This is a genomic window from Corynebacterium riegelii (assembly GCF_016728505.1).
Lineage (GTDB): Bacteria > Actinomycetota > Actinomycetes > Mycobacteriales > Mycobacteriaceae > Corynebacterium > Corynebacterium riegelii.
Genome location: NZ_CP068159.1, coordinates 1,786,537 through 1,811,793 on the forward strand (window position 1 = coordinate 1,786,537; position 25,257 = coordinate 1,811,793).

Annotated in this window: 23 protein-coding genes and 3 tRNA genes; 19 read left to right on the forward strand and 7 right to left on the reverse strand. The window is 58.9% G+C overall.

Annotation, left to right across the window (positions count from 1 at the left end; translation table 11 throughout):
• The first annotated feature begins 42 nt into the window (after positions 1 to 42).
• Genes I6I71_RS08440 through I6I71_RS08450 form a run of 3 tightly spaced genes read left to right on the forward strand, consistent with a single transcriptional unit; the run spans position 43 to position 3,330 of the window.
• Positions 43 to 1,908 carry a DUF294 nucleotidyltransferase-like domain-containing protein gene (locus tag I6I71_RS08440; RefSeq protein WP_201820352.1) on the forward strand — a complete coding sequence of 622 codons (1,866 nt, stop codon included), beginning with the start codon at positions 43 to 45 and terminating at the stop codon, positions 1,906 to 1,908.
• 13 nt (positions 1,909 to 1,921) lie between these two features.
• Positions 1,922 to 2,479, forward strand: a complete 558-nt coding sequence (locus tag I6I71_RS08445; RefSeq protein WP_236587287.1) for an exonuclease domain-containing protein — start codon at positions 1,922 to 1,924, stop codon at positions 2,477 to 2,479.
• Between the two features lie 59 nt (positions 2,480 to 2,538).
• Positions 2,539 to 3,330, forward strand: coding sequence for a fumarylacetoacetate hydrolase family protein (locus I6I71_RS08450; RefSeq protein ID WP_083279058.1), 792 nt, complete (start codon positions 2,539 to 2,541; stop codon positions 3,328 to 3,330).
• An 18-nt stretch (positions 3,331 to 3,348) separates the two neighbouring features.
• Here I6I71_RS08450 and I6I71_RS08455 read toward each other — a convergent pair whose 3' ends face one another.
• A complete protein-coding gene (locus I6I71_RS08455) occupies positions 3,349 to 4,491 on the reverse strand; it encodes an isochorismate synthase (RefSeq protein ID WP_236587288.1) in 1,143 nt (380 codons plus the stop codon).
• 93 nt (positions 4,492 to 4,584) lie between these two features.
• Here I6I71_RS08455 and I6I71_RS08460 point away from each other — a divergent pair, with 93 nt between their 5' ends.
• The 8 genes from I6I71_RS08460 (at position 4,585) to I6I71_RS08495 (ending at position 11,628) form a co-directional block, all read left to right on the forward strand.
• Complete coding sequence (locus I6I71_RS08460; RefSeq protein WP_201820364.1) at positions 4,585 to 5,619, forward strand: CE1 family esterase; 1,035 nt, start codon at positions 4,585 to 4,587, stop codon at positions 5,617 to 5,619.
• Between the two features lie 104 nt (positions 5,620 to 5,723).
• Positions 5,724 to 7,223, forward strand: a complete 1,500-nt coding sequence (gltX, locus tag I6I71_RS08465) for a glutamate--tRNA ligase (protein WP_201820367.1) — start codon at positions 5,724 to 5,726, stop codon at positions 7,221 to 7,223.
• Positions 7,224 to 7,404: 181 nt separating this feature from the next.
• Positions 7,405 to 7,476: transfer RNA gene (locus tag I6I71_RS08470), tRNA-Gln, on the forward strand.
• 29 nt (positions 7,477 to 7,505) lie between these two features.
• Positions 7,506 to 7,578, forward strand: a tRNA-Glu gene (locus tag I6I71_RS08475).
• A 135-nt stretch (positions 7,579 to 7,713) separates the two neighbouring features.
• On the forward strand, positions 7,714 to 8,760 hold the full coding sequence (locus tag I6I71_RS08480) for an ABC transporter substrate-binding protein (RefSeq protein ID WP_201820370.1): 1,047 nt from the start codon (positions 7,714 to 7,716) through the stop codon (positions 8,758 to 8,760).
• Positions 8,761 to 8,767: 7 nt separating this feature from the next.
• Positions 8,768 to 10,381: an ABC transporter permease gene (locus tag I6I71_RS08485; protein WP_414017433.1), complete on the forward strand. Its 1,614-nt coding sequence runs from the start codon at positions 8,768 to 8,770 to the stop codon at positions 10,379 to 10,381.
• A 2-nt stretch (positions 10,382 to 10,383) separates the two neighbouring features.
• Positions 10,384 to 11,481 carry an ABC transporter ATP-binding protein gene (locus I6I71_RS08490; RefSeq protein ID WP_201820376.1) on the forward strand — a complete coding sequence of 366 codons (1,098 nt, stop codon included), beginning with the start codon at positions 10,384 to 10,386 and terminating at the stop codon, positions 11,479 to 11,481.
• A gap of 74 nt (positions 11,482 to 11,555) precedes the next feature.
• Positions 11,556 to 11,628: transfer RNA gene (locus I6I71_RS08495), tRNA-Glu, on the forward strand.
• A 1,784-nt stretch (positions 11,629 to 13,412) separates the two neighbouring features.
• Here the strand turns inward: I6I71_RS08495 and I6I71_RS08500 are convergent.
• Positions 13,413 to 14,668, reverse strand: a protein-coding gene (locus I6I71_RS08500; protein WP_414017452.1) for an IS3 family transposase whose coding sequence is annotated in 2 segments (ribosomal slippage) — positions 13,413 to 14,383 and positions 14,383 to 14,668 — 1,257 coding nt in all. Because the reading frame shifts where the segments join, the coding sequence is not laid out codon by codon here.
• A 116-nt stretch (positions 14,669 to 14,784) separates the two neighbouring features.
• Between I6I71_RS08500 and I6I71_RS08505 the strand changes: the two genes are divergently transcribed.
• The 4 genes from I6I71_RS08505 to I6I71_RS08520 all read left to right on the forward strand — a co-directional run bounded on the left by I6I71_RS08505 (position 14,785) and on the right by I6I71_RS08520 (position 16,832).
• Positions 14,785 to 15,411: a hypothetical protein gene (locus I6I71_RS08505; RefSeq protein WP_201820384.1), complete on the forward strand. Its 627-nt coding sequence runs from the start codon at positions 14,785 to 14,787 to the stop codon at positions 15,409 to 15,411.
• A gap of 9 nt (positions 15,412 to 15,420) precedes the next feature.
• The gene (locus I6I71_RS08510; protein WP_201820387.1) at positions 15,421 to 15,744 is read left to right on the forward strand and encodes a hypothetical protein; all 324 of its coding nucleotides are present in this window, start codon (positions 15,421 to 15,423) and stop codon (positions 15,742 to 15,744) included.
• A 310-nt stretch (positions 15,745 to 16,054) separates the two neighbouring features.
• A complete protein-coding gene (locus tag I6I71_RS08515; RefSeq protein ID WP_157045287.1) occupies positions 16,055 to 16,237 on the forward strand; it encodes a hypothetical protein in 183 nt (60 codons plus the stop codon).
• Between the two features lie 169 nt (positions 16,238 to 16,406).
• Positions 16,407 to 16,832, forward strand: a complete 426-nt coding sequence (locus tag I6I71_RS08520) for an integrase core domain-containing protein (protein WP_201820390.1) — start codon at positions 16,407 to 16,409, stop codon at positions 16,830 to 16,832.
• Between the two features lie 287 nt (positions 16,833 to 17,119).
• On the opposite strand, the gene I6I71_RS08525 is transcribed toward I6I71_RS08520, so the two are convergent.
• A complete protein-coding gene (locus I6I71_RS08525; RefSeq protein ID WP_052204542.1) occupies positions 17,120 to 17,383 on the reverse strand; it encodes a hypothetical protein in 264 nt (87 codons plus the stop codon).
• 694 nt (positions 17,384 to 18,077) lie between these two features.
• Here I6I71_RS08525 and I6I71_RS12180 point away from each other — a divergent pair.
• Together I6I71_RS12180 and I6I71_RS08535 are read left to right on the forward strand one after the other, a co-directional pair.
• Complete coding sequence (locus tag I6I71_RS12180) at positions 18,078 to 18,203, forward strand: hypothetical protein (protein WP_269090331.1); 126 nt, start codon at positions 18,078 to 18,080, stop codon at positions 18,201 to 18,203.
• A 471-nt stretch (positions 18,204 to 18,674) separates the two neighbouring features.
• On the forward strand, positions 18,675 to 19,085 hold the full coding sequence (locus tag I6I71_RS08535) for a hypothetical protein (protein WP_052204537.1): 411 nt from the start codon (positions 18,675 to 18,677) through the stop codon (positions 19,083 to 19,085).
• On the opposite strand, the gene I6I71_RS08540 is transcribed toward I6I71_RS08535, so the two are convergent.
• Positions 19,082 to 19,285 (reverse strand): CPBP family glutamic-type intramembrane protease, encoded by a 204-nt coding sequence (locus I6I71_RS08540; RefSeq protein ID WP_201820393.1) that lies wholly within the window; start codon positions 19,283 to 19,285, stop codon positions 19,082 to 19,084. The two genes, I6I71_RS08535 and I6I71_RS08540, sit on opposite strands and share 4 nt — an antisense overlap.
• Before the next feature lie 371 nt (positions 19,286 to 19,656).
• The gene (locus I6I71_RS08545; RefSeq protein WP_052204534.1) at positions 19,657 to 20,259 is read right to left on the reverse strand and encodes a hypothetical protein; all 603 of its coding nucleotides are present in this window, start codon (positions 20,257 to 20,259) and stop codon (positions 19,657 to 19,659) included.
• Between the two features lie 132 nt (positions 20,260 to 20,391).
• Here I6I71_RS08545 and I6I71_RS08550 point away from each other — a divergent pair, with 132 nt between their 5' ends.
• A complete protein-coding gene (locus I6I71_RS08550; protein ID WP_052204533.1) occupies positions 20,392 to 20,961 on the forward strand; it encodes an HD domain-containing protein in 570 nt (189 codons plus the stop codon).
• Positions 20,962 to 20,970: 9 nt separating this feature from the next.
• On the opposite strand, the gene I6I71_RS08555 is transcribed toward I6I71_RS08550, so the two are convergent.
• Positions 20,971 to 22,671, reverse strand: coding sequence for a purple acid phosphatase family protein (locus I6I71_RS08555; protein ID WP_201820396.1), 1,701 nt, complete (start codon positions 22,669 to 22,671; stop codon positions 20,971 to 20,973).
• Positions 22,672 to 22,807: 136 nt separating this feature from the next.
• On the opposite strand from I6I71_RS08555, the gene I6I71_RS08560 reads away from it, so the two are divergent.
• Positions 22,808 to 24,508, forward strand: a complete 1,701-nt coding sequence (locus I6I71_RS08560) for an alkaline phosphatase D family protein (protein ID WP_201820399.1) — start codon at positions 22,808 to 22,810, stop codon at positions 24,506 to 24,508.
• Between the two features lie 18 nt (positions 24,509 to 24,526).
• Here the strand turns inward: I6I71_RS08560 and I6I71_RS08565 are convergent, their stop codons facing one another.
• Positions 24,527 to 25,237 carry an IclR family transcriptional regulator gene (locus tag I6I71_RS08565; protein ID WP_201820401.1) on the reverse strand — a complete coding sequence of 237 codons (711 nt, stop codon included), beginning with the start codon at positions 25,235 to 25,237 and terminating at the stop codon, positions 24,527 to 24,529.
• Between the last annotated feature and the right edge of the window lie 20 nt (positions 25,238 to 25,257).

Here is a 25,257-nt window from a genome sequence, read left to right on the forward strand (position 1 = left end):
AAAACGCTTCGGGGGTTGTCAGCCACACGCTAGTGTTGGGCCATGTCCGTCGAATTAGATGAGGTCTACCGGTTCCTCGCTGTAAGTGAACCGTTTTCCCACCTGCCGGAAGAAACCCTGCGTGCGTTGCCGGCCACGATGGGGATCACCTATGTTCGCCGCGGGGAGACCGTGTTCGCACCCGGCGATGTCAATGACACGCTCTACATCATCCGCTCTGGCGCGATTGATGTTGTGGGTGAAGACAATATGCTGCTGGACCGCCGTGAAGCGGGCCTGAACTTTGGTTATTCCACGCTGGTGGGTGAACCGGAGTCGCAGTACCTCATGCAGGCGGTGGAAGATAGCGTGCTGCTTTTGCTGCCGCGCGAGACGTTTGCACAACTGCTGGCAGACCACCCGGACTTGGAGCGCTTCTTCCAGTCAGCATCACGGCGCGTGCGTGCAGCAGCAGATGAGGTCAAAGACAACGGCGCGGCGGATGTGCTGCGCGCACCGGTGCGTGCGGTGGCTAGTGAGCGTGAGCTGGTCAGCTTGGTGTCCACCGCCAGCATCGCAGAGGCCGCCCAGGCGATGGACGCGGCGAAAGTCAGCTGCGTTGTCATTGATCCGGCTGGGGAAACACCGGGCATTCTCACCGACCGGGACTTGCGTTCGCGGGTGGTGGCCAAGCAGGTGGACACCAACCAGCCGGTTGCTACGGTGATGACATCGCCGGTGCGCAGCATTCAGGAAGATGCCCTGGTCTTTGAAGCGATGCTGGTGTTTAGTGAGCTGGGTATTAACCACCTGCCTATTGAGAACCGCACGGGTATCGTCGGTGTGCTCACTGCTGGTGACATCATGCGGTTGCTGCAGACGGATCCAATGTTTATGGCGGCGGATGTGGAGCGCTCCAGCCTTGAGGAGCTCGCGGGTGCCTACCAGCGTGCGGCAGCTGTTGCGGTGCGCTTTTTTGACCGCGGTGCCTCTGCTGCCCAGACGCAGCGCCTGCTCACCTCGATTGCGGATGCGGTTGCGCGTCGCCTGTTCGCGCTTGGCGTGGAAAAGCTCGGTGAGCCGCCGGTGCCGGTGGCATTTGTTGCGGTTGGGTCGCAGGCGCGTGGTGAGATGGGGCCAGCCTCGGACCAAGACAACGCGTTCGTCCTGTCCGATAGTTATGACGAATCCGCGCACGGAGAGTACTTTGCCAAGCTAGCTGAGTTCATTTGCCAGGGCCTGGGCAACGCGGGCCAGGCCTTGTGCCCAGGTGACATGATGGCGTCTAATCCTGATTGGCGGATGACACAGACCGAGTGGAACCGCACGTTCCACGGCTGGGTTACGGCCCCGGACCCGAATGCGCTGCTGCACGCGCAGGTGTTTTTTGACTTCCGCCCAATTGCGGGTTCCGGCGAGGGCTGGGAGGAGATGGCGCTGAACGTTCGGAAGAACGCAAGCGTGTCCGCGCAGGGTTCACGGCGCCTGCATACGCACTTGGCCGCGCTTGCTACGTTCCGTGAGCCGCCGATTGGATTCTTCCGAGGCCTGGTGGTGGAGCGTTCCGGCGAGTACGCCGATACCTTGGACATCAAGCGAGGCGGTACCGCTGCGGTTGTGCAGATGGCACGCCTGTATGCCATGACGGCGGGGGTAGATGAGGTGGAAACTCCTGCGCGTCTTCGTGGGGCGGCGGGGGACTCCGTGTCCGCCCGCGGTGCTGAGGATCTCCTTGGGGCGTACGAGTATCTTTCAAATCTTGCGATACAGCACCAAGCAGCCCAAGTTCGTGCGGGCCAGCCGCCGAATTATCGGATCGATCCGAAGCAGTTGCCTACACGGGATCGTGCTGCGCTTCGTGATGCCTTCGGCGTGATCAAGTCCCTGCAGAATGCGCTGGCCAACAAGTATCCAACCCGGGCGGTGTAGGGTGTTTGGGTTTTTGCGCAAGCAGAGCAGATTGCTTGTCGACGGCACGTTTCTCGCCGTCGACGTCGAAACCACCGGGTTAAAGCCTGACAAGCATGAGTTGGTGTCTATTGGTTGGGTGCCGGTCAATGACAGGGTCATTGACCTCTCAGGCGCGCAGTACTTCGTGTTGTCTGGCGTGCGTATTGGGGATTCGGCCACACTGCATGGGGTTACGGATGATGACGTGGCACAGCATGGTCAAAGCCACGACGTGGTGTTGGATGCGTTTGATCGTGCCTTTGAGGGCCACAAAATGATCGCCCATTTCGCCCAAATGGAAACTGGGTTCATCTCCAAGCTGTACAGGGAGGTCCGCGGGCAGCGTTTCGTGTTTGCTGAGCGTGACGTGGTGGACACGATGACGATGGAGCGCCGACATATGGAGCGCATGGGCACCTATCCGCGTGGAGAGGATCTGCGACTAGCCCGCGTGCGGGAGCGATACAACCTGCCTACGTACGGCAATCACAATGCGTTGACGGATGCGATTGCGTGCGCGGAGCTCTACCTAGCACTTACCGCATCCTAGGGAATCACTAGGGGCGGACCGATTACGCCACGTTTTTGGTGCGATGTATGCTCGGTCACATGCGTTTTGGACGAATTGCAACCCCTGAAGGCATGACGTTTGCTGTGATTGATGCGGATGCGACCACGGCGAAGGCTATTGCTGGCACCCCGTTTACAGAGCCGGAGTACACCGGTAAGGAATATGCGTTGGAGGACGTTCGCCTTTTGGCGCCAACTCTGCCAAGCAAGATCGTGGCGGTGGGCCGTAACTACGCCGACCACGTTGCGGAGGTGTTTAAGGAGTCTGCGGAGCATCTGCCGCCGACCATCTTTATTAAGCCGTCGACCGCCGTGGTTGGCCCAGATGCGCCGATCAAGATTCCGGAGTTTGCCACCCGCGTTGAATTCGAGGGTGAGCTGGCGATCGTGTTTGGTGTGCCATGCAAAAACGTCAAGGCGAGCGACTGGAAGTCGGTTGTCCGTGGCGTGACCATTATTAATGACGTTTCCTCACGTGACCTGCAGTTTGCGGACGGCCAGTGGGCTCGTGCCAAGGGTATCGATACCTTTGGTCCGTTGGGCCCCTGGATTGAGACGGACCTGGATAAGTTCGACTTCACCAACCTGCCAATCAAGGCGCACCTGACGCATGACGGCAAGACGGAGACCAAGCAAGACTCCAACTCGAACCAGATGATTATGAACATCGGTGAGATGGTGGAGTGGGTCACCCAATCCTTCACCATGCTGCCGGGAGACGTGATGGCTACCGGTTCGCCTGCAGGTACCGCAGAGATGGTCCCGGGTGATGTGATTGAGGTGGAGATCCCGGGTATTGGTACGCTGCGTAACCCGATTGAGCGCGCCTAGTACCTTTGGTGGCCTTAGCTAGGCCTCGGTATCAAGGCCGAGCGCGCGCATGATGGTGCGCAGCTTGGCCGTCGTTTCATCAAGCTCAGCCTGAGGGTCTGAGTCCGCGACAAGTCCGCCGCCCGCCCAAGCGCGGGCGGTTTTACCATCTCCAGCAACTTCGGCGCAGCGGATGGCCACCATGTACTCACCGTTGCCGTTTGCCTCGGTGTAGCCGACTGCGCCGGCGTAGAAGCCGCGTTCCGATTCAGCGGTGGTGATGAGTGCTTCGGCTGCGTTTTGCGGTGTGCCACATACCGCTGGAGTGGGGTAGAGCATTCGCGCAAGCTCCAGCGCGTTCGGAGCGGGTTCACGCAGCTGGCCCTCGATGGGGGTAGCCAAGTGCCACATCTCGTTGGTTTTTTCCAACCTTGGGCGATCTGGAATGTTTAGCTGCGTACACAGCGGGGCAAGGATCTCACGGATGTGCTCGACCACGTATGCGTGCTCATCAAGGTCTTTGGCTGACGCTGCCAAACGGCGCCCCGCCTCAGCGTCGGCTGCCGGGTCGTTGGGGATACGCGCTGCGGAGCCTGCCAACGGGTATGACGTCACGTGGTGTCCTTGGCGGCGGACCAGCACCTCTGGGGAAGAACCGACAAGGAAGTGGCCCTGTTTGCCCGCGGGGCTAAGGTCTGCGATGAAGCCGTCGCCAGTCGCGGAAAGCTCAATCAGTCGAGCTGCCACTAGGCGCGGATCTACCGGCGGGTTAAACGCAATGTCCACCGCGCGGGCAAGGACCACCTTGTCCAGGGATGAGCGGCGGATGGTGGAGACGGCGGCCTCGATGCGTCGTAAATGTTCGTTCGGCGCGGGATCTACCCCGATAAGCGCGGCATTCAGGTGGGAGCCTGCACCAGTGGTGTAGAAGGGGTGCGGGTGCAGCACGCCCTCCTCGCGGATGATGCGCTGCGGCACGGTCAGTGCGGCAGGACAGGCGCGCTCAAACGGTAAAGCGCCAACCACCATCTCGGCTTGTCCGCTGGTGAGCGCAGTAATTGCCTCATCAATGGTGGAAAACACAGCAGCAGCGCCCTGGGTTCGCACTGACCCGGTTGGCCGGGACAGCAGGAAGTCGGGGGCGGTTGAGGGGCGCTGTAAGGCGCTGCTGGTTAAAGACACAAACGTTGAGCGTACCTTCCGCTTGTCTGTAACTGGTAAGAGGTCTACTGTTTGCTGTGATACTAATGTGACTGAAGTGAATAAGGGGATCAAGTGAAGGGACGTATCCAGCGCGCTGTTGCTGCTACGGGTGCCGCATTGATGCTGGCAGTAGGGCTGCATGTGCCGCAGGCGGCGGGGGCGCAGGACTTGTCGTCGCAAGTCAATGCGGGCATTAATGCCGCTGTGAATCAGGCGAACGCGGAGTGGAACAAGTTCGTACAAATGGCAAACGACGCGCTGCCAGCTGGTTCCTCCCTTCCGGGCGCTCCCGCACCTGCGCCGTTGCCGCCATTGCAGATTGGGCCGTGGAACCAGCAGGCGCCAGCGCCGGTAGGCAATGGCCAAAACGGCGAGATTCAGGTTGCTGGCCGCAGCTACCTCATCTGGGTGCCGCACGGCTACAACCCGGCAAATCCCACTCCGGTGATGGTTGGCTACTCCGCATTCGAAGACTCCACTGAGAACTTCCGCAACTACTCGCGTCTGCGCGAATCTTCCGTGGGCCGCGACGCCATCATTGTCTACCCGCGCGCCATCGGTGCGTCGTGGGAGGGCTCGCCGACGGCATCAACACGCCCGGGCCAGGACATTGCGTTTGTGCGCGCCATGATTGATGACGTGCAGCGGTACTACAACATTGACCGCCGTCGCATCTACGCCACCGGTATGTCCACCGGCGGCGGCATGGCAGCGGTATCTGCATGCCACATGGCCGATCTGTTTGCTGGTGTAGCTGCTGTTTCTGGTGCGTTTTACGCGCCGGTAAACCAGGGCTGCCAGAACCTGCCGGTTGCGTTTATGGCTATCCATGGCACCGCCGACGGCCTTACGCCGTACTACGGCACGATCCGTCGCGGCCAGCGCGTGATGCCAGTGCCGGAGCTCTTCGCCTCCTACGAGCGCCGCAATCGATGCATCGGCGGCATTGACTCGCGCCCAGTAGGCCACAATGCCACCCGCGTATCCGCCCGTGCCTGCATGAAGGGCGTTGAGGTGATCAAGGTACACGGCTCCAACCACTACTGGTGGTACGACCCATCCGCCGCTGATGAGATGTGGGCATTCCTTTCCCGCCACTCCAAGTAGGGGTGCAAAACAACCGACGTATTAAAGGGGTGTAGCAAAGGGGCCGTCCGCTAAGCCAGAGTGTGCTTACGGGGCGGCCCCTTTCGCGCGCTACGATTGCCCACATGACTGAATCATCCATGCGCGTTCGTTTCTGCCCGTCTCCAACCGGCACCCCACACGTGGGTATGGTCCGCACCGCACTGTTCAACTGGGCGCAAGCACGCCACCACGGCGGCACGTTCGTGTTCCGTATTGAGGACACTGATGCGGCGCGTGACTCTGAGGATTCCTACCAGGCCATCATTGACTCCCTTGAGTGGCTTGGCCTGACCTGGGACGAAGGCGTGATTACCGGTGGGCCACACGAGCCGTATCGCCAGTCCCAGCGCGGGGAGATTTACAAGGACGTGCTGGACAAACTCATCGAGGCAGGCGAGGTCTACCCGGCGTACTCCACCAACGAGGAGGTCCAGGAGCGCCACAGGGCTGCAGGACGCGACCCGCAGTTGGGCTACGACAACTTTGACCGTGATCTCACCCAGGAGCAGATCGACGCTTATGAGGCTGAAGGCCGCAAGCCGGTCTGGCGCCTGCGCATGCCGGATCAGGACTGGACATGGAACGACCTTGTTCGCGGCGAGGTCACCTTCAAGTCTGAAACCCAGCCTGACTACGTGGTTGCGCGTTCCAACGGCGCGCCACTGTACACCCTGGTCAACCCGGTGGATGATGCGCTGATGGGGATTACCCACGTGTTGCGCGGTGAGGATCTGTTGTCCTCCACGCCGCGCCAGCTTGCCCTCTACGAGGCGCTCAAGCGCATCGGGATTACGGACTTCACTCCGGAGTTCGGCCACCTGCCGTTCGTGATGGGGCAGGGCAACAAGAAGCTGTCCAAGCGTGACCCGGAGTCCAACCTGTTCAACCACCGTGACAACGGCATCATCCCAGAGGGCATGATCAACTACCTCGCACTGCTGGGGTGGTCCCTGTCCGCAGATCAGGACATCTTTACTGTCGACGAGTTTGTCAACGCCTTCGACGTTGCCGACGTACTGGGCAACCCAGCCCGCTTTGATCAGAAGAAGCTTGAGGCAATCAACGCAGACCACATTCGCCTGCTGCAGCCGGATGACTTCCGCGATCGCCTGCGCGCGTACCTGACGGAGTACACCGATTTCCCGGCTGACTACCCGGCAGACAAGTTCGCCATCGCCGCAGACCTGGTGCAGACGCGCATCAAGGTGCTCTCGGATGCGTACGGGCTGCTGAAGTTCCTTGTCACCGCAGATGAGGACCTGGTGCTGGATGAGAAGGCTGCGAAGAAGAACCTCAAGGACACGGCTGTCGAGCCGCTTGAGGCAGGTATTGCGGCACTTGAGGCCATTGGTGAAGGGGAGTGGACCACTGCCAACATCGAAGCAGCGCTGAATAAGGCGCTCATTGAAGATCTGGGCTTGAAGCCTCGCGTGGCCTTCGGTGCCCTGCGCGTTGGTGTCTCCGGTGAGGCTGTGTCCCCGCCGCTGTTTGAGTCCATGGAGCTTTTGGGGCGCGAATCCACGCTGACCCGCCTGCGTGCGGCACGTGCGGCTGCGCCGTATGTAGCTGCGGAACAGGCCTAGAACAGGTCAAGAAAGATAGCGCGGATAACCACACGCTTGTAACTCAAATAAACCGGCTTTAACCTGGCGATTTGGTCTCTATGCAAGCCTATGGTTATAGTGTTCAACGTTGTTCAGAACGCAACAGCGAAGAGCTAAAGCGTAATGCAGAAGCGAAACGCTAGAGTGTGATGAAGAACGATGGCCTATGGTGTAATTGGCAACACAACGGTTTCTGGTACCGTCATTCTTGGTTCGAGTCCAGGTAGGCCAGCAACAGAATTTCATATTCTGTGTCCTTACGCCCCGTTCGTCTAGCGGCCTAGGACGTCGCCCTCTCACGGCGGTAACACGGGTTCAAATCCCGTACGGGGTACAACATGAAACTCCCGAATCGGTTCACCGGTTCGGGAGTTTTGCTTTGCCGCGCGCGTGTGGCGTTGCAGTGCTAGGGTTATCGCGGCTACAAACCGTCTGTTAGAAACCGTCACAGCATTCATTAGGAGACCGCATGCACCTCGTACGCACTTCCGCTTCCATTACTGCCGCGCTTGGTGTTGCGGCGTTGACGTTGGTGGGCTGCGCGGAGCCGTCGACAAGCGAAAGCCCGACCGCAGCCGAAACCACCGCCACCGGTGAGAAGACCGTGCTGACGGTCTACACCTCCGAGCCGGAGGACAAGGTTGATGAGATCAACCGTGCGTTCACTGAGGAAAACCCGGACATTGAGGTGCAGGTCTACCGCGCGGGTACCGGTGATCTCAACGCCCGTATTGAGGCAGAGCGCACCTCCGGCAAGGTGGAAGCAGACCTGATCTGGGCAGCGGACGCGCCGGCATTCGAAGGCTTTAAGGCGGAAGATCTTCTGGTTAAATTCAACGACGTGGACACGAGCAATGTGCTCGATGAAGTCGTGGACGCGGAAGGCTTCTACGTGGGCACCCGCCTGATCCCAACCGTGATTGCCTACAACACGGACGTCATTGATCAGGCGGACGCACCGACGTCGTGGGCTGATCTGACTGATTCGAAGTACATGGACAAGATCGTCCTGCCGGACCCGGCGGTCTCTGGCGCTGCGGCGTACAACGCAACGGTGTGGATGAACAATGACAAGCTGGGCGAGGCGTGGGTGACCGACCTGGGAGCAAACAACCCGATGATTGCGGCGTCCAACGGGCCGACGTCCCAGGAGATCGCTGGCGGTGGCCACCCGGTAGGCATTGTGGTGGACTACTTGGTGCGCGACTTGGCTGCCAAGGGCTCTCCAATCAAGGAGATCTACGCAACCGAGGGCTCGCCGTACATCACCGAGCCGATCGCGGTGTTCAAGGACTCCGCCAACCAGGCAGCCGCGGAGCGCTACATCAACTTCATCCTCTCCGAAAAGGGCCAGAAGATTGCCGTTGAGCAGAACTACCTGCCGGTGATCGAGTCTGCTGGCACCCCGGGCGACGCGCCGGCGCTCAAAGACATTGCGCTGATGAACGCTGACTTGGACGTGCTGTCGGAGGACCGTGCGCGTTCCGTGGAGTTCTTCCAGAACGCAATGAACTAACAGCGAGGTGTTGTTGGTTTCGCGTAAAACGCCTGGCATCAGCCTTGCCCGCATAGGGGTGTGGCTGATCGCCGCGGCGGTGTTCATCGCGCCGCTTGCCCTGGTCATTTCCCTTGCGCTGGGTGGTAACCAGATCCCGGTGCTGCTGGAGCAAGGCTTGGGCAAAGCGACGTGGAATTCCGTGTACACCACACTCGCGTCTGCAGTCGGCGCTGTGATCATCGGTGCTGCCATTGCGCTGTTGCTGGAGCGCACCGACGTCAAGGGCACAGGCCTGTTGCGCCTGCTGTTGCTCTCGCCACTTCTGGTGCCGCCGTTTGTCGGCGCGATCTCCTGGCTGCAGCTTTTCGGGCGTAACCAGGGCCTCAATGCAGTCTTCGGTCGGTCCTTGTGGGACATTTACGGTGCTGACGGGATCATTTTCTTGATGACGCTGCACTCGTACCCCGTGGTCTACGTCATCGTTTCCGCCGCGCTGCGCTCAATCCCGCCGGACCTGGAGTTAGCGGCGCGCATCGGCGGGGCAGGAAGCGCCACAGTCTTGCGCACGGTGACCATTCCGCTGCTCGTGCCCGCCCTACTGTCCGCGTTTACGCTTACCGCGGTTTCCAACCTGGCGGACTTCGGCATTCCGTCCATTCTGGGTTCGCCGGTGCGTTTTGAAACGCTGGCCACCATGGTCTACCGGTTCATGGAGTCCGGCACCGTAGGAAATCCGCTGCAGGTGGTTTCTACCATCGGCGCGCTTTTGATGCTGTTAGGCATTGCAGCCGTGGTGGCGGATTACGTGGTCTCAGGGCGCGCCACATCCACCGTTGAAGGCGGCGGCGCCATGAAGCTCACACTAGGCAAGGCCAACTGGCCGGTCACCATCACTGCGTGGGCGCTGGCGTTGGCCATTACCCTGGGCCCGATCATGGGGCTGACCTACCGTGCACTCCTGCCAGCACCCGGTGTGCCGTTCACGTTGGACAACATCACGCTAGACAACTTCGCTGCGATGCTTGCCAACCCGCGCGTGCGCGAAGGCTTTGGCAACTCGGTCACGCTCGCACTCGGCGCAGCACTGCTCTGTGGTCTGCTGGGATGGGCGATCGGCGTGCTGGTGACCCGCACACGCGCTCGTAGCAACACGGCGCTGAGCTTGGTCACCCTGTTGCCAGCAGCATTGCCGGGGCTGATCATTGGCGTGGGCTGGGTGATCATGGGCCGCTACACCGGCATCTACAACACCCGCTGGGTGATCCTGGCAGCCTACGTCTGCGCATTCAGCGCCATGGTGCTGCAGGCCGTGCGCGCGCCGCTGGCGAAGATCCCGACGGCGGTGGAGGAAGCCGCGCAGATCTCCGGCGCGGGGCGCCTGCGGGCCATTTGGGACACCAGTGGGCGCATGGCACTACCGGCGGTCATTTCAGGTGCGGTTCTGGTCGCCGTGACAGCGGTACGCGAGCTGACCGTGTCCATCCTGCTGGTTGCGCCTGGCAGCACCACCATCGGTGTGCAGTTGTTCAACCTGCAGCAGTCCGGCAACTACAATCAGGCGTCTGCGCTTGCCCTGCTCTTTATGATCATCGGCATTGCGGCGCTTGCGTTCACGGTGCGTAAATCCGGCAAGGAGTGATGATGAGCAACATTGCAATCTCCAACCTCGGCGTCACGTTCGCGGATGGCACTGTGGGCCTTGAGAACATCAACCTGACCGTTCCCAGCGGCGAGTTCATCGCGCTCGTAGGTCCGTCCGGCTCTGGCAAGACCACGCTACTGCGCACCATCGCGGGCTTTATCGAACCGACTGCCGGCACGATCGAGCTCGACGGCCAGGACGTTTCCCACGTACCGCCGGAGAAGCGCCACATGGGCATGGTGTTCCAGCAGCATGCGGTGTGGCCGCACATGACGGTGGGGGAGAACGTGGCGTATCCGTTGCGTCGCGCCGGCATCCCGCGTGCGGAGGCGCAGCAGCTGGTGGAAACAACCTTGGCCACGGTTGGTCTGGATGGCTTTGCCCGCCGCAAGCCGGCCACCTTGTCGGGTGGTCAACGCCAGCGTGTTGCTCTTGCGCGTGCCATTGTGGCATCCCCGAAGCTTCTGCTTTTAGACGAAGCGCTGTCCGCCCTTGACGAACCCTTACGTGACGCGCTGCGCCGCGAACTTGTCGCGCTGACTCGCACCAACCATCTGACCACGGTGCACGTCACGCACGACCGCAAGGAGGCGATTGCGATTGCGGATCGCATTGCCGTGCTTCGCGATGGCCGCCTCGAACAATTCGACACCCCCGACGCCGTTGTCACGCGCCCGGCGACGGCCTGGGTTGCGTCCTTTATGGCCGATGCCACGATCCTCGAAGGCGTGGTGCGCGCAGGCCAGGTGGTCTGTGAGAAGCCGCAGTTGAGCTGGCTGCTTGACGACGCCAACGTCACCACCCACCCCGCCACCAACACAGGAATTGGCACTGGGGCTGATGCTGTTGCTGATGCCGCTGTGACTGTTGCCGTGCTGCCCGCAGATGTACGCGTTGGACCTGTTGGCTCGGAGGCTACTGGCGGCGCTGGCACTGCCGACAACGCGGTGATTACCTCGGTGCTGTTTGAGGTAACCGGGTATTCGGTGACGTTGGACGCAGACGGCGTGGAGTTCCGCGCACGCATGGGCTTGAACCCACGGCCGGAGGTTGGCGATCAAGTCAGCATGAACGTGGAGCGCATTTTCGTATTTTAGGCCTATTTACCTCGCGATTTGCGGCGTGGTTGTTGTGTCCTTTATTGTTAGCAAGTCGCAAACAAAGCGAGCGCGCCCCGTTCGTCTAGCGGCCTAGGACGTCGCCCTCTCACGGCGGTAACACGGGTTCAAATCCCGTACGGGGTACAACGCAAAACCCTCGATCCGGACTCACCGGGTCGAGGGTTTTTAGGGTTAATCGAGGGTTAATCGACAAGTACGCGGGGGTGTTGAAGCCAAGCCTGATTCAAATTTTGTCGGAGGCGATGGCAACGACACTGCCGGAGTTAGACGCAGTGCAGCAGTGCCCGTGATGATCAGCCCGCATCATCAGGACCGTTTGGTTTAGAAAGGGTGAGCTTTCAATGTGGACGGGATGTAATTCTGGCCTGCAAGCCAAGACGCTGCAGCTGGATTCATTGAAGTCAACAGCCGAAGTGATGCTCTGTGGAACCAGATGACCTCCCTATGGTCCAAGAGTGGTTCCAAATGGTTTGCTCTATTGCGAGCGTGTCGGACAGTATTGGCCCAGTGGTAGATAACCGTGTGGCTCTCGTGATCGTGCCCCCTACTGTTCCTTGCGGAGAAACTGTGCTTAAGGGCGTGTTCCCATAAGTATCTTCGGGGATTAGTCTCCATAGTGTTGGGCTGGGGGAGCAGGTAGGTCCACGACCCAAAGGTTAACCCTGCGACTAGGTCATCGTGCGTATACTGGGTTATTGGTTTTTTGAAGTTTCCATGTTCGTCCTTCAAGGCTGGGAGCGCTGACTTCCAGAGCGGACGCTTTCCTGGGCGGTTTATGATCTGGGCTAATCTTGGTGCGGGATCCGTCAGCCAACCTGCTGAATAAGAGTTAACCCGTCCCGGCGTAGTCACTTCTTGTTTTGTATTCCAATCGGTGAGCGCTTGGTCAATTGAGTTGCGGAGCTGTACTTCAACCATGCCTGTAGTTGCGGCCACAGCCCTCGACATGTCGATATTCCATAGGTATAGTTCAAGAGCCTTCCGCCGATCCCCAAAGGCACCGTCGCCTACGCATCCACTCGATCCTGATCAGATCTGGGCCCGCGTAGTTGCCTATAATCAGGCGCACAATCCACAAGCTGCATCCGACATGCTAAACGGCCCCGCGGAAGCGGCAACTTCACACGAGGCCAGCACCGATGACATGGCAGCTCAGCAAGGCGTACCTCCCACCGATGCCCCTACGTTAACGGTGCCTACGACAAATTCAACAAACTATTGGGGCATCCCAGACCAGCTCTGTGTGAGCAAAGATGGCGTTGTACGCGTGTGCGGCTTCGGTCTCTACATTGGCCTGAGGTTTAAAAATCGCAGACTCTACTCCACGGTCACAGTCGATAACATTGCGGAGTTCTACACGGCCCACGATGGTGAATTCCTCTTCAGCGTGCCACTGCCGATCACGTTAAGCCACAGACCAGCAGGTGGTCAGGTCAACATCAACCTCGTCGAAGGAATGAAACATCGCCGACCACCGCAGATGAACCCGAACCTATCCAAACCCCGGCCGAAACGCAGGCTACAACCATGAGCCGCTAGAAGTGTCCAAGAACACCATGGAGTCCGTGTCCAAAAAGAGACCGGACTCCATGTCCAAAAACCCTATGGACATAACAGAGATGCGCTAAGCCTTCCGCACCATTCTGTAAACGATGTTTACAGAATGGTGGAAGCTCGCGTGGGTTGAAAAGAACTGGACGCCTCGACGTTATATCAATCAATGTATATCGCGTACACAATGAACACGGTATGCGATAGGCATACGCGAGTGGCAAGACCAGCCCTGCGCCGCCATCGTTAAGCGTTCGAGGACAGTGGGCAGCGGTGGCGTATGCGGGGTATGTGTCAGGCATATGGTATTCAACAAATTTCTATCTGAATCGGCCTGACTTTTTGAGAGTGGCGTGTTACGCGGCGTGAAGGCCTGCGTGGTTTTCTCGTTGGTAGTTGGTGTAGTGCTCGATCGGCGGGATATGCCCGAGCGAGGAATGCAACCGCTCGTGATTATACCAGTGGACCCATCCGGCTGTGGCGCGTTCCACCTCACTCCAGTTCGTCCACGTCCCCGCTTCGAAATCAATGAGTTCAGACTTGTACAGCCCGATCGTTGACTCCATCAGACCGTTGTCGTAAGCGTCGCCGACGGTGCCGATGGACCCATCCATCTGGTGGACGGCCAGCAGCCGGCGGAGATCTGTGGAGGTGTACTGTGAGCCCGCATCCGAGTGATGGATCACCCCGGCCGAATCAAAGTACGGGTCCTGGCGCTGGCGTATCGCCAGTGCCTGTCGCAGCGCACGGATGACCAAAGATTTCGTGGCTCGGGTGTCCACGACATACGCCAGGATCTCACGGGTGAACACGTCGGTGACAAAAGCCACGTAGCTGAAACCGCAACTGGTGTGCACATACGTGAAATCCGCGACCCACCACTGATCGGGACGCTGAGCCTGCGACCAGGCCCGTTGAATACGATCCGGGAAACGCTCGGCGGAGGGATCAGCAACGGTGGTGCGTGTGGTCTTGCGTCGGAGTACACCCGCGATTCCAAGGATATTCATGAGGCGTTGCACCTGGTCACGGCCGATGTTCCAGCCTGCCCGGTGGGCGGCTTTCCATAGTTTTCGTCGCCCGTAGACCCGCCGATTGGCCCGCCACAGCTCAAAGAGCCGGTGCGCGGTGTAAGCCTCATCCAGCTCGGCAGGGGTGGGCCCGAAACCACGGGCCTGGAAGCGGTAGAACGTTGCTGGTGAAATAGCGTATTCATGCTCATTGAGCACGCGGCACATCCGCTCGATGGAATACAGGTGCCGGTGAGTGCGGAGGAAGTCCACAATCACTTTAGTTTGCGGTCGAGCTCCGCCTGGGCGAAAAAAGCTGAGGCCAGTTTCAGGATCTCGTTGGCTTCTTTGAGCCGGGCATTTTCCTTGCGCAGGGTGATAAGTTCCGCGTCTTTCTCGGCATCGGATTGCTCGACGGCGGCGTCTACCTTCTTCTCTTCTGCGCGTACCCAGTTGCGGATAGTCGATGTTTTGATGCCGATGACAGCTTCGACAGCGCGTAGTGCGGCTGCCTTGGATGAAGCGCCGTCAGCGAGCTCCTCGAAATACAGGCGCACCGCCCGCTGGCGGGTCTCCTGGTCGTAAGGGCTGATAGCCATGATGTTCCTCCTGTGTTACATCATGCCCTCTCACCAACCCAGGCCGGTTTAATCTGTTCCGCTGCGGAAACGTCTCACTTATGCGACGATAGAAAACGTTCCATCGCAAATAAATCTTGATGATTCAATCATTTGATTTGAGGATTTCTTTGAGGAAAAAGCGTTTACGCAACATTTTTGCTTCTGCTGCCACAGCAGCACTCCTAGTTTCTTTTCCGGGCGCAGCGAGCGCAGAACCGACAGTCGATAAGGCTCTCAAGATCGCCCAGGATGAGCAGGTCGTTCAGGAATTGGAAGGGATGCCGGAGCTTCCTAAAGCTCCCGAAGAACGTCGCGCACTGCTTGTCGACGCCGGATTCGTTAAATCTGACGAGCGGAGCGAACACGGTTATACGGTGGAGACCTACCGCCTTGAAGATGCCAATGGGGTAGTCATCGAATACGACGTGATTCTCCCGCCCGAGCCGGGAACGATTGTGCCGTTCATCAACTTTGAGTGGGACTGGGGTCCGCGGGTTTACATGACCGGCGCTGAGTTTTGGTCCCTGGGCGCCTCTGGATTTGCTGGCGCATTGTGCTCGGTTTTTGCCGGACCATGGTGGGGAGCCGGCTGTTCCATGGCGGCCACAGCCGCCTGGAACAGAATTGCTGGCAATAACCGGATCCTGTCCGATCAAACTTGCTACGACCTCAGTCAAGCGCTCAACATCGGATGGGAACGAGCTCCCCAGGAGAAGTGCAGTTAGTCTGAAAAAATGAAAGACTCGCTGCTCACACAAAAGTCCAAGGGGCGTCGATTAGCTATGGCGCTAGCGCTAGTCTCGGTCCTGGGGGCTGGCGTTTACGTGATTGTTTCAAAGGGTTTTTCGGCCTCTGGAGCCGTCCTTTTCGCTGTAACAGCACTTCTGATGCTCTATCTGTGCTGGAAGCCAGATCAAAAGGCGGCCCCTTCTGCAGGGGTCATCGCGGTTGGGGCAATTGTTTACGCCTTACCTCCAGGCGTCGTCGTGGCTTCATCTAGCTTCGGCGCGGGGCTGATGATAATCGGAGTGGTAATAGCCGCCTCACGCCTCTTTTAGCGGGCTTTCCACCCTATTTAAGCAGTACCGCCAAACTCTCGGACGCGTTCAAAATGTGCCCCGAGCTAAATCAGGAAACCGGCCCTCTTAGCTCCGAGGGGTTTTCACTTCCTCGCTTTTCGCTCTTGAAAACTGGGGTGTCGCGGTACACGACACGGAACTAGGGAAGTGGTCCATCGAGCACAAGTTTGACCGGGCGCGGTACTTGAAGTCGAAGCACTACGGGTATGGCAACGGGAACGAGTGGCGCACTGTTGCCAGCGGGTACAGCCGGCAAATCGCGGAGGACGAGTTCAAAATCGGGACGGTTGTGAACGACTTGCGACCCATCAGCGCGAAAGGCGGGACAATCCTCTTGCCGGTTCCGATGGAGCTGAAAGAAGCGTGGAAAGACGTTCTGCCGAGCCAAGCAATGGTGGAGGGCCGGCTAAGCAAGGCGGAAAGTGACGAGTGGTTTGCCAACTTGAAGCGACGTCGGGAGTGGCTCAACTAACCAGTCGAACGTACCATATGCAGCGTGACCAGCATATGCTGTGAGCATATGCGACGCAGCCAACCCGGCGCTAGCACGCGCAAGCATATGAAGGGCCGGCAAGCGTAGCCATGAGCCAGCAGTGGTTTGGAACGTGTTGGAGGACGACGGCTAGCGCAGGGCGTATGTCGTGGACACCCGAGCCACGAAATCTTTGGTCATCCGTGCGCTGCGACAGGCACTGGCGATACGCCAGCGCCAGGACCCGTACTTTGATTCGGCCGGGGTGATCCATCACTCGGATGCGGGCTCACAGTACACCTCCACAGATCTCCGCCGACTGCTGGCCGTCCACCAAATGGACGGGTCCATCGGCACCGTCGGCGACGCCTACGACAACGGTCTGATGGAGTCAACGATCGGGCTGTACAAGTCAGAACTCATTGATTTCGAAGCGGGGACGTGGACGAACTGGAGTGAGGTGGAACGCGCCACAGCCGGATGGGTCCACTGGTATAATCACGAGCGGTTGCATTCCTCGCTCGGGCATATCCCGCCGATCGAGCACTACACCAACTACCAACGAGAAAACCACGCAGGCCTTCACGCCGCGTAACACGCCACTCTCAAAAAGTCAGGCCGATTCAATCATTTCCTGCCCGTGCTTTATATGTTTCAAATCGAGGATCCGACAAGGCTTCCACGAGAGAATCGATAGTTTGCTTTTTCATAAGATCTGTCTTACACTAAGGGTCATAAGATGGGTTAAAAACCGTAAATATTGGGAAATACCGCCGACATTTCTCGGCGGGTTTCCTTTTTCCGGAGCAAATCCGTGGAACACTAGGGGGTTGGATTCTTGTTTTCCAAGGCGTCGGCTGTGTTTTCGGGTTGGAGGTGGGTTTAGCGGCCGCGGAGCCCGTCGTCGATTGTCCAGCCGGCCAGCATGTTGTCCATGGTCTGGTTGTATAGCGCGTACTGGTGAGCTTGTTGCTGTTGACACCGAATGGCGGCGTTTTGCGCGGCTTGCTCTTGGCGCATCGCAGCGTTGTGAGCGCGAAGTTCTTCGGTCTGCTGCTTTTGGAGCCGTTCAACGATGTACAGATGCAGCGCATCGGAAACCGTGTTCGCGCGGTGGTTTTCGATGTGTGCAATAACCGCTGCCATTCGTTCCGGTGATGCCTGGTTCGCTGGAAAAAACCGTCAGCATTAGCAATCTGGAAGGCCTGCACTGCTGCTCGCTTTTCCCGGGCATAGCGGGGAAGCGAGTGCTGCGAGGGCAAGGAGCAAGCACAATGCACGCTTCGTGTCTTGGAACGATAGGAAGCGGATGTCCGTCACAATCCACGCCATCAGATACGCGAAGCCGATGGCATAAACCGGAAACCAAAAGGTCGGGTCTGGCTTTACCATCGTGATAAGCGAGCGCTTCTCGGGAGCCCTCATGTTTTGATTCTCGGCCATGCGGTTCTGGGCCCGTACGATGGACTCATCAGCTTGGTAGGCCTTTAATCAGAGCTGGTGCAGATGCCTCGGACGTTGGAGTAGGGGTGCGCGATAGTTCGCGGAGCCTCCAGAGGAGGATTTAGCGGTAAAAGGCAGCAGTTGTGCTGTACGCGGAGTGCACAGTGGCGGAGAAATTCAGCACCAGCACGCAAGTACTTTCCCTCACATCCCTAAAGCTCTTGCGTGGTACAGATCTGGTTTGCAGTGGTCGATTCGTGGGGTTCGGCGCTGCGGTCGTATTCGTCCGGGTTGAATTCGACCGAGTCGATGATCTTCTCGATCTCTTTATCGGACAAAGTGGTGGCCGCGATCTCGAGGCCAGCGGCACCATCGGCGCCGGAGGAGACGAATACCCATGCGCCTTGACGGTCTCACCTTTGGAGCCGTTGGTGGTCCAGGTGTTCAGCTTGGCTTCATCAGCGTTTTTGATCTTGAGATCGCGGGATTCGCCGAGTTCAAACTCTTTGCCGTGTGGTGCTGAACATGGCGTTCGCTTCGAAGTAGCCCATGGTTGCCATGGCGGTGGAGCCCTGCCCTTGGTTGGAGCTCATACGGGCGATGTCCGTGGGGTTTTCTTGGTCATTGGCCTATGATGTGGTGAATCCGTTCATGGTGGGCTTGAAGTTGGGGTTCTCGGTCCAGCCTTCTGGAAGCTCGATAGAGATGCGGCCTTCTTGGACGCGCTGCATGCCCTTGGTGTCGGACTGAGAGGAGTCTTCCGAAGCCTGGACGTTGTCAGATTCGGCGGAGTCGGCGGCATCGTCGGAATCGCCCAGGCTTCATGAGCTCAGCAGGGCGGCGGAGGTGAGAAGAACGGTGATTTTGGCTGCGATGGAAGCTGGATTCATGTTTCTCTCCAAGGTTCGGCTTTTGCCATGCGGGTAATGGGGAAGGTGAGCTGTGTCTCGTTAACTGAACGGGCGCACGGAAGGATGCAGCTAGGCTTTTGCCTATGAAACCTGAAGCGATTCTTGGAAGCTTGCTCGCCGGCGCGATAGGCATTCCAGTACTGACGGTGTTGCTCAACAGCGTCATTGATGATCCGGAGTACTGGTCGGCGATCAGCGCGGTGACTATGGCGGTGGGAGCGACGTTGGTTACCGCGTGGATTGGTGTCCTTGGTGTGTACCTTCTCGTGGTCTCACGCAGGGAGCCAGTGGGCACCGGCGTTTTGGTTACAGCCTTGGTGGGTGGCGCAATGCTGCTCATCGGGTTCGGTTCGACAGCGCTTGCCTCGTGGGAAGAAGTGCAGGCGGGTCAGGCGCTGCCGATCATTAATCTCTTCATTTTCTTGATTCCGTTGGGGCTCGTCGTCGTGGCCGTTGCCTTTCTTATGGCTTTGGTCAGCAAGAAACGGAGTTAGATGCCCACCATCACAATGATCTGAACCAGCACGTTGTTACATATGTGCAGGATGACACCGGCCCACAGTGAGCGGTGCCACCGGGTGACCAGGGCGAAGGACAGGCCAGCAGCGAAGAACGTGTAGACGATCGCAGCCGGCGCGACATGCGCGAGACCTAACACGAGCGATGAGAGCAGCACGCTGGCGGCCGCGGGCATGATGTTGCGACCGGCTATTTAGTAACAGTGTCGTGAGTATCCGGTAGCTGCTGCTTCATCATTCGGGTGCTGCGTGGGCTGGAAAAGTGGTTTATGACGGACTATCGCACGTCATGAGAGCGCTCGATGGAGCACGTGAATACGAGCCTGTCGACTGCAAGCACTTGGACGTATGGATGGGGCGGATAGGTGGGCTTCTCGCCGCAGTACCACTAAGAATGAAGATTCATTTATATACCCTGGCGTCCTTTGCACGGTCGGACGACAGCTCATCGCCTAGCCTGGTCGAGGGAGGTGGTGGCTCTTTCTTTCAAGATGACCGGGTACGAAATCAAAGTTGATGCATTCAGGCTAGGGGGATTAACGGCAAATTACTGGAACTCGAACTCAACCGTGGCGTCGGGATCAACGGCGTGGATGATGCCCCCGTAGAAGTTCTCAGCCTGATCCTTCAGCAGCTCAAGGTTCATCTGGATGTGTTCCTCACGCTTCTCCTCATTCAGTACCTCGTTGATGCCTTCCGCGACATCAATATCTGCTGTAACGAAGCTCAACACCTTGCCATGTTCATGCACAGTCTTGAACTCTGGGTCCGAGAAGCCAAGGAACTTAAAGGGTGGAATCGTCAGCTTGAAGTGATCGGGAGCAACCTCCTCGATGTGTACGTCCTTGCCGTCAATCCCCAGCTTGGCGGTGAACTGGTATTGGAGGATGTTTACCTTTTGGCTGCCGGGGATGCCCCATTTGAACAGCTTCGCAGCGTTTTCGGTGGTGTGCAGACCCTGGGTAGCAGTGGAGACCAGCACGATTTCTTCACGACGCTCCACCGCATGAATCACCTCCGAGCTGTCCGTTTCAGTGACAGTTTGTACCGGAGAGCCGAGAAAATTCGACGAACCCAGCAGGAACCCGCCGCCCAGCAAAGCGACAACTAGGACGAGCGCACTGACAACAGACAGGAGCTTTTTGGTCATAGTCTCATCCTCGTATACAGGGGCGTAACTGCCAAAACCACAGTATTCGAACACATGAGCCCTCGCTGTATGGGGTGTGTGTCGTGCGTTCTTAGACTTGTGTATGTTCCCGAAAAGAAAGGGGTCTTACATATGGCCGAAACCTTCACCGCATCCCCGCGGCTTATCCAAGCAATCAACATCGCTGCGTGGGCGCACCGCGGGCATGTGCGCAAAGGCACGGAAATTCCTTACGTCTCTCACGTGTTCGGTGTCATGCATTTGCTGTCACAGGTGACTGATGATGAAGACGTGCTCATTGCAGGACTCTTCCACGACATTTTGGAAGATGTGCCTGAGGAGTACTCGGCGGAGCAGATGGAGCAGGACTTCGGACCGCGTGTACTCACACTGGTCCAGGGCGTGACCAAGGATGACACATTGTCGGGCTGGCAGGAGCGCGCCGATGCCTACCTGGCTCACCTTGAACAGGCGGAAGAAGGCAGCGTGCTGGTCTCCGCAGCGGATAAGCTGCACAACTTGCTGTCCATCCTGGCGGACCACCAAGCAATCGGCGAGGAGCTGTGGCTTCGCTTCAACTCTGGCAAGGAACGCCAGCAGTGGTGGTACGGCGCGATTTATCAGGTAGCGCAGCAGCGCCTACCCGGCAACGCACTTGTAGAAGAGCTTGGGTTCCGAGTGCGCGAGCTGCGCGCGCTCTAGCCTTAAAGCTTAGAAGCCGAACTGCGAGCGTAGGTCCTGAATCCACTGCGGATTGTCGCGGATGATCACCGCGGCGATGGACGCCAACAGACCAAAGAGAATGGCAAGGACCGACAGGACAATGCCCGCAGTGCTGCTGCCAGCTTCAGGGGTCTTGTCTGGGTCATCCGAATTGTCAGGGGAGTCCGGCTCAGGGGTTGGCTTCGGCGTTGCCGTGCTCGTGGTGGAGCCGGACTCCGTGGTGCTTGAAGGCTCCGATGTATCCGATGGCGGCGTGGTGGTTGCCGTAGACGCAGTGGTAGTCGGCTGCGTCGTGGATTCCACAGGTGTAGTCGTCTCTGGCGCCTCGTCTTGCTTCTTCTGCAAGGTCACCTTGTCAACCACGTATGGCGTGTTGATGTTGTAGGTGGTCAGCGTCAGCGCAGTCGGGGAGACGTCGATGCTGGTGTAATCCGGGTTGTAGTCTTGGCGCCAACGTGCGGTGGACTTGTGTGCTAGGTCGTGCATCCGCTCCTCGCGCACATTCGGGTACTTCTGGTTGTTCTCGTCGGTGAAGTCGTAGTACTTGCCGCCGGTTGCGGTGGTGGAGGTGACGTAGAGAACCTCGTTGTCCTTCGGGAACAGGATGTCGCCGGTCTTGGACGCTCCCTCGGGGATAATCGGTGTAGCACCGTTCATCAGGTGGGTGCGGGTGTAAATGTGGTCGTGGCCGCCAAGGACGAGGTCCACGCCGGCGTCGGAAAGCTTGGGCGTCAGGTCATTACGAAGAGCAACGACATCTTTGTCCAGGTAGTGCGAGCCCTGGGAGAACGGTGCGTGGTGGATACCAACAATGACCCAGTCGGCCTCAGCGCCGTGTGCGGCGATTGCGTCGCTGACAAACTTGCCGTGGCCTTCGATATCAGCCGGCGTTGTGCGGTTACCGTCGAGGCCGATGAACAACACGTTGTTGTAGGTAAAGAAGTAGTTCGCCGACGTGCCATCCTCATTGGGCAGGAAATACGTGTCCTGGAAGTGGCGCTCCGAGGCGTAGGTTTCGTGGTTGCCCTTGAGTACAGCCAAGCGGTACTTCTGCAGATTCTCCGGGGCGGTGAACTCTTCAAGCTGCTTGATCGGGGCGCCCCAGCCTTCAATCTGGTCACCTAAGTGCATGATGAAAGCGGAATCGGGGTGCTCGCCAGTTGCAACGTCGACGGCCTTCTTCCAGGCGGCGGACTGCTCGGCAACTTTGGTGTCAACACCAATTTGAGCATCCGCCATGGCGATAAAGTTCCAGCTGTCGCCGTCAGTACTGGTGGTGAAGGTCCGCGGTGCGCTCCAACCGTTGCGCTCACTGCCAACTCGGTACGTGTATTCGGTCTTGGGAGCGAGCCCGGTCATGGTCGCCTCATGCGGGTAGAACACCGCGGCGTTGTAGGGGCCGCGAGGGGACTCCACGCTGGTGACCTTGCCGGGGTTATTCGTGGGCCAATACTCCAAGTGCTGGGTCTCACTCGTCTTGGACTGCCAAGCCACGTTGGCCTGTGATGCGTCCGAACCGATGCCGAGCACGACGCGGCTGATCTTGGTGTTGGTGGCCCGACCTGCCGCAGTATCCTGAGCATCCGCAGTCACTGCCACATTGGTGGAAGCAACAAGCGAGAACACCACTGCGGTAGCAAGAGCACCGCGGAGGCGGGGACGGCTGTGTTCAGAGCGCGTAAGAGTCATGGTTGCCTACTTAACTCACGCTGATTTAACAGTTGGTTACTAGCAGATCGTTACCTCAGTGAATTGAAAGTGAACAGTAGGCAACGTGACGCTGCACTGATTGCGGGATTCTTAAACCTGGTTGAAAGTAAGCTGCATGAGCGCAAAACCCCGTGTGAATCGTCGTGTCTTTTTGCAGAGCGTGGCAGCCGCCGCAGCTGCTACCGCCTTTGGCGCCGGAGGTGCCTACGCGGCGCGTCGCGGTACCGTCTCCACACCGGAGTTTCCGGTGATCGCACAAGAGTGGGACCTGCCGTTTTTACATGGTGTCGCATCCGGTGACCCTTTGTCGGATCGCGTGGTGCTGTGGACACGTGTCACGCCGTCGCGTGAGGCGCTGCCGGGCTCAGGGCTTGGGGAGGACGTGGAGTTGGAGTGGCAGATTGCTACCTCTGAGAGCTTCCGTAACCCGCGCACGGGCAGGGTCACCGCTTCGGCTGAGCAGGACCACACCGTCCACGTTGACCCGACCGGCCTTGAGCCGGCAACCGAGTACTTCTACCGCTTCGTTGTGAAAAGCGGGGCGTTTGCGGGCGCGACATCGCCTATCGGACGCACACTGACCGCGCCGACTCTAGACGCAGAGCTGGATCACCTGAACTTGGCTATCGCCTCATGCGCTAACTGGGAGTCCGGTTTCTTTAACGCCTACGGAGATATGGCTCGGCGCGCACGCACGGGGGAGATCGACCACGTGGTGTTCCTGGGCGATTACATCTATGAGTATCCAACCGGCGAATACGCAGGTAAAAGTGGCGTTACTCGCATGCATCACCCGGAGTGGGAGATCACCACACTGGAGGATTACCGTCAGCGTTACGGTCGCTACCGCACTGATCTACACCTGCAGGCAGCACACGCCGCGTGCCCGTGGATCGTTGTTTGGGACGATCACGAAACCGCGAACAACAGTTGGCGCGAAGGTGCGGAAAACCATACCGAAGGCAGGGTAGAAGGCGCGTGGGATGAGCGCAGGCAAGCAGCCGAGCAGGCTTACTATGAGTGGCTTCCGGTCAGGGCACAGTTGCTTGATAGCGGTACGCCGCAGCTCTACCGCAGCTTCAACTTTGGCACGCTGGCGCAACTGACCATGATGGATCTTCGCAGTTTCCGCGACGCGGAAACCACCGGCGCAGAATTTGCCAATCCGGATCGCACCATGATGGGCCAGGAGCAATTCAACTGGGTGGCGCAGCGTTTGCAAGAATCCAATGCACGCTGGGAAGTATTGGGCAACTCGGTGATGGTATCGCCGATGCGCTTTGCCACGATCCCCAACAACGACAAGGCCAATCTGGCCACTGGTTACATGCAGGAACGTGCAACCGGCATTGCGGTGAACTCGGATCAGTGGGACGGCTACGCCGCTGAGCGTGACCGGCTGCTCACCATGCTGGATGAGCAGGAAGCAAACGCACTCTTCCTCACCGGCGATATTCACTCTGAGTGGGCGAACTCGATTGCATCACCGTCTGGCTTCGGCGAGATTGGCTGCGAGATGGTCACTACGTCGATCTCCGCACCGAACGTTGATGAGATTTTGACCACGGCCTTTGGCACGTACCATCCGGAGGACAATTCGACATCCCTGGTGGTTGAACAAGCGATCCGTGACGCCAACCCGTGGGTCAAGCACATTGACTTTGACGCGCACGGTTACGGCATCGCCAGTATCCACCACGACTATGTGGACATGCTCTACTACCGGGTTTCTGATGTGGAGGACCTGCACGCCACGGTCAGCCTTGGTGAGAGCAGGACGTGGCGTATCGGCGAAGGGTTCGTTGAAAGCGAGTAGCCAGGCGGGCTGCCTGTCTTACAGCGCGGCTTCGAGCTGCTTTCGGGCAGCCAACAGGTCCTTGCCCCATTTGTCAGCGGGTGAGGGCTTGAGGCGCTCTGCAGGGCCGGAGATAGACAACACCGCGACCAGTGCGCCGTCGGGCTGGAAGATCGGGGTGGAGACTGAAGCCAGGCCCACTTCGCGTTCGGCGACGGACTCCGCATAGCCGTCGGCGCGGACTTGTTCGAGGTCGGCGGGGTCAAATGGGGCGTCGATAGGCGAATGTGCTGCAAAGACGCGGGCGGCAGAGCCGGCGGAAAGTGAAAGCCGCGAGCCGACTGGCACCACGTTGTGCAAGCCGGAATCGGGTTCTTCGGCGGCGATGCACGTGCGAGTATCACCCGTGAGCTCGTAGAGCTGCACCGATTCACCCGTAACTGCAACCAGGTCGCGCATCACAGGGGTGGCGGCGCCGATGAGGTGGGGCGAGGTGCCTGTGGAAAAACGTGCAAGTGCTGGGCCGATGGTCCACGCGCCTTGCTCGGTGCGTGCAAGGATGTGATGCACTTCGAGGGCTGTGGCAATGCGGTGCGCGGTGGCACGCGGCAGGCCTGTGTCGGCGCTGAGTGCGGCCAGGGTCTTATCGCCCCTGCTTACCGCGCGGATGATGGCTACGGAGCGGTCGAGAACCTTGATGCCCGAGTCTTCGCTATACTGTCTCACACCATGGATAGTAGCATCTCGCATGCTGGAATCGGAGAAGGAGA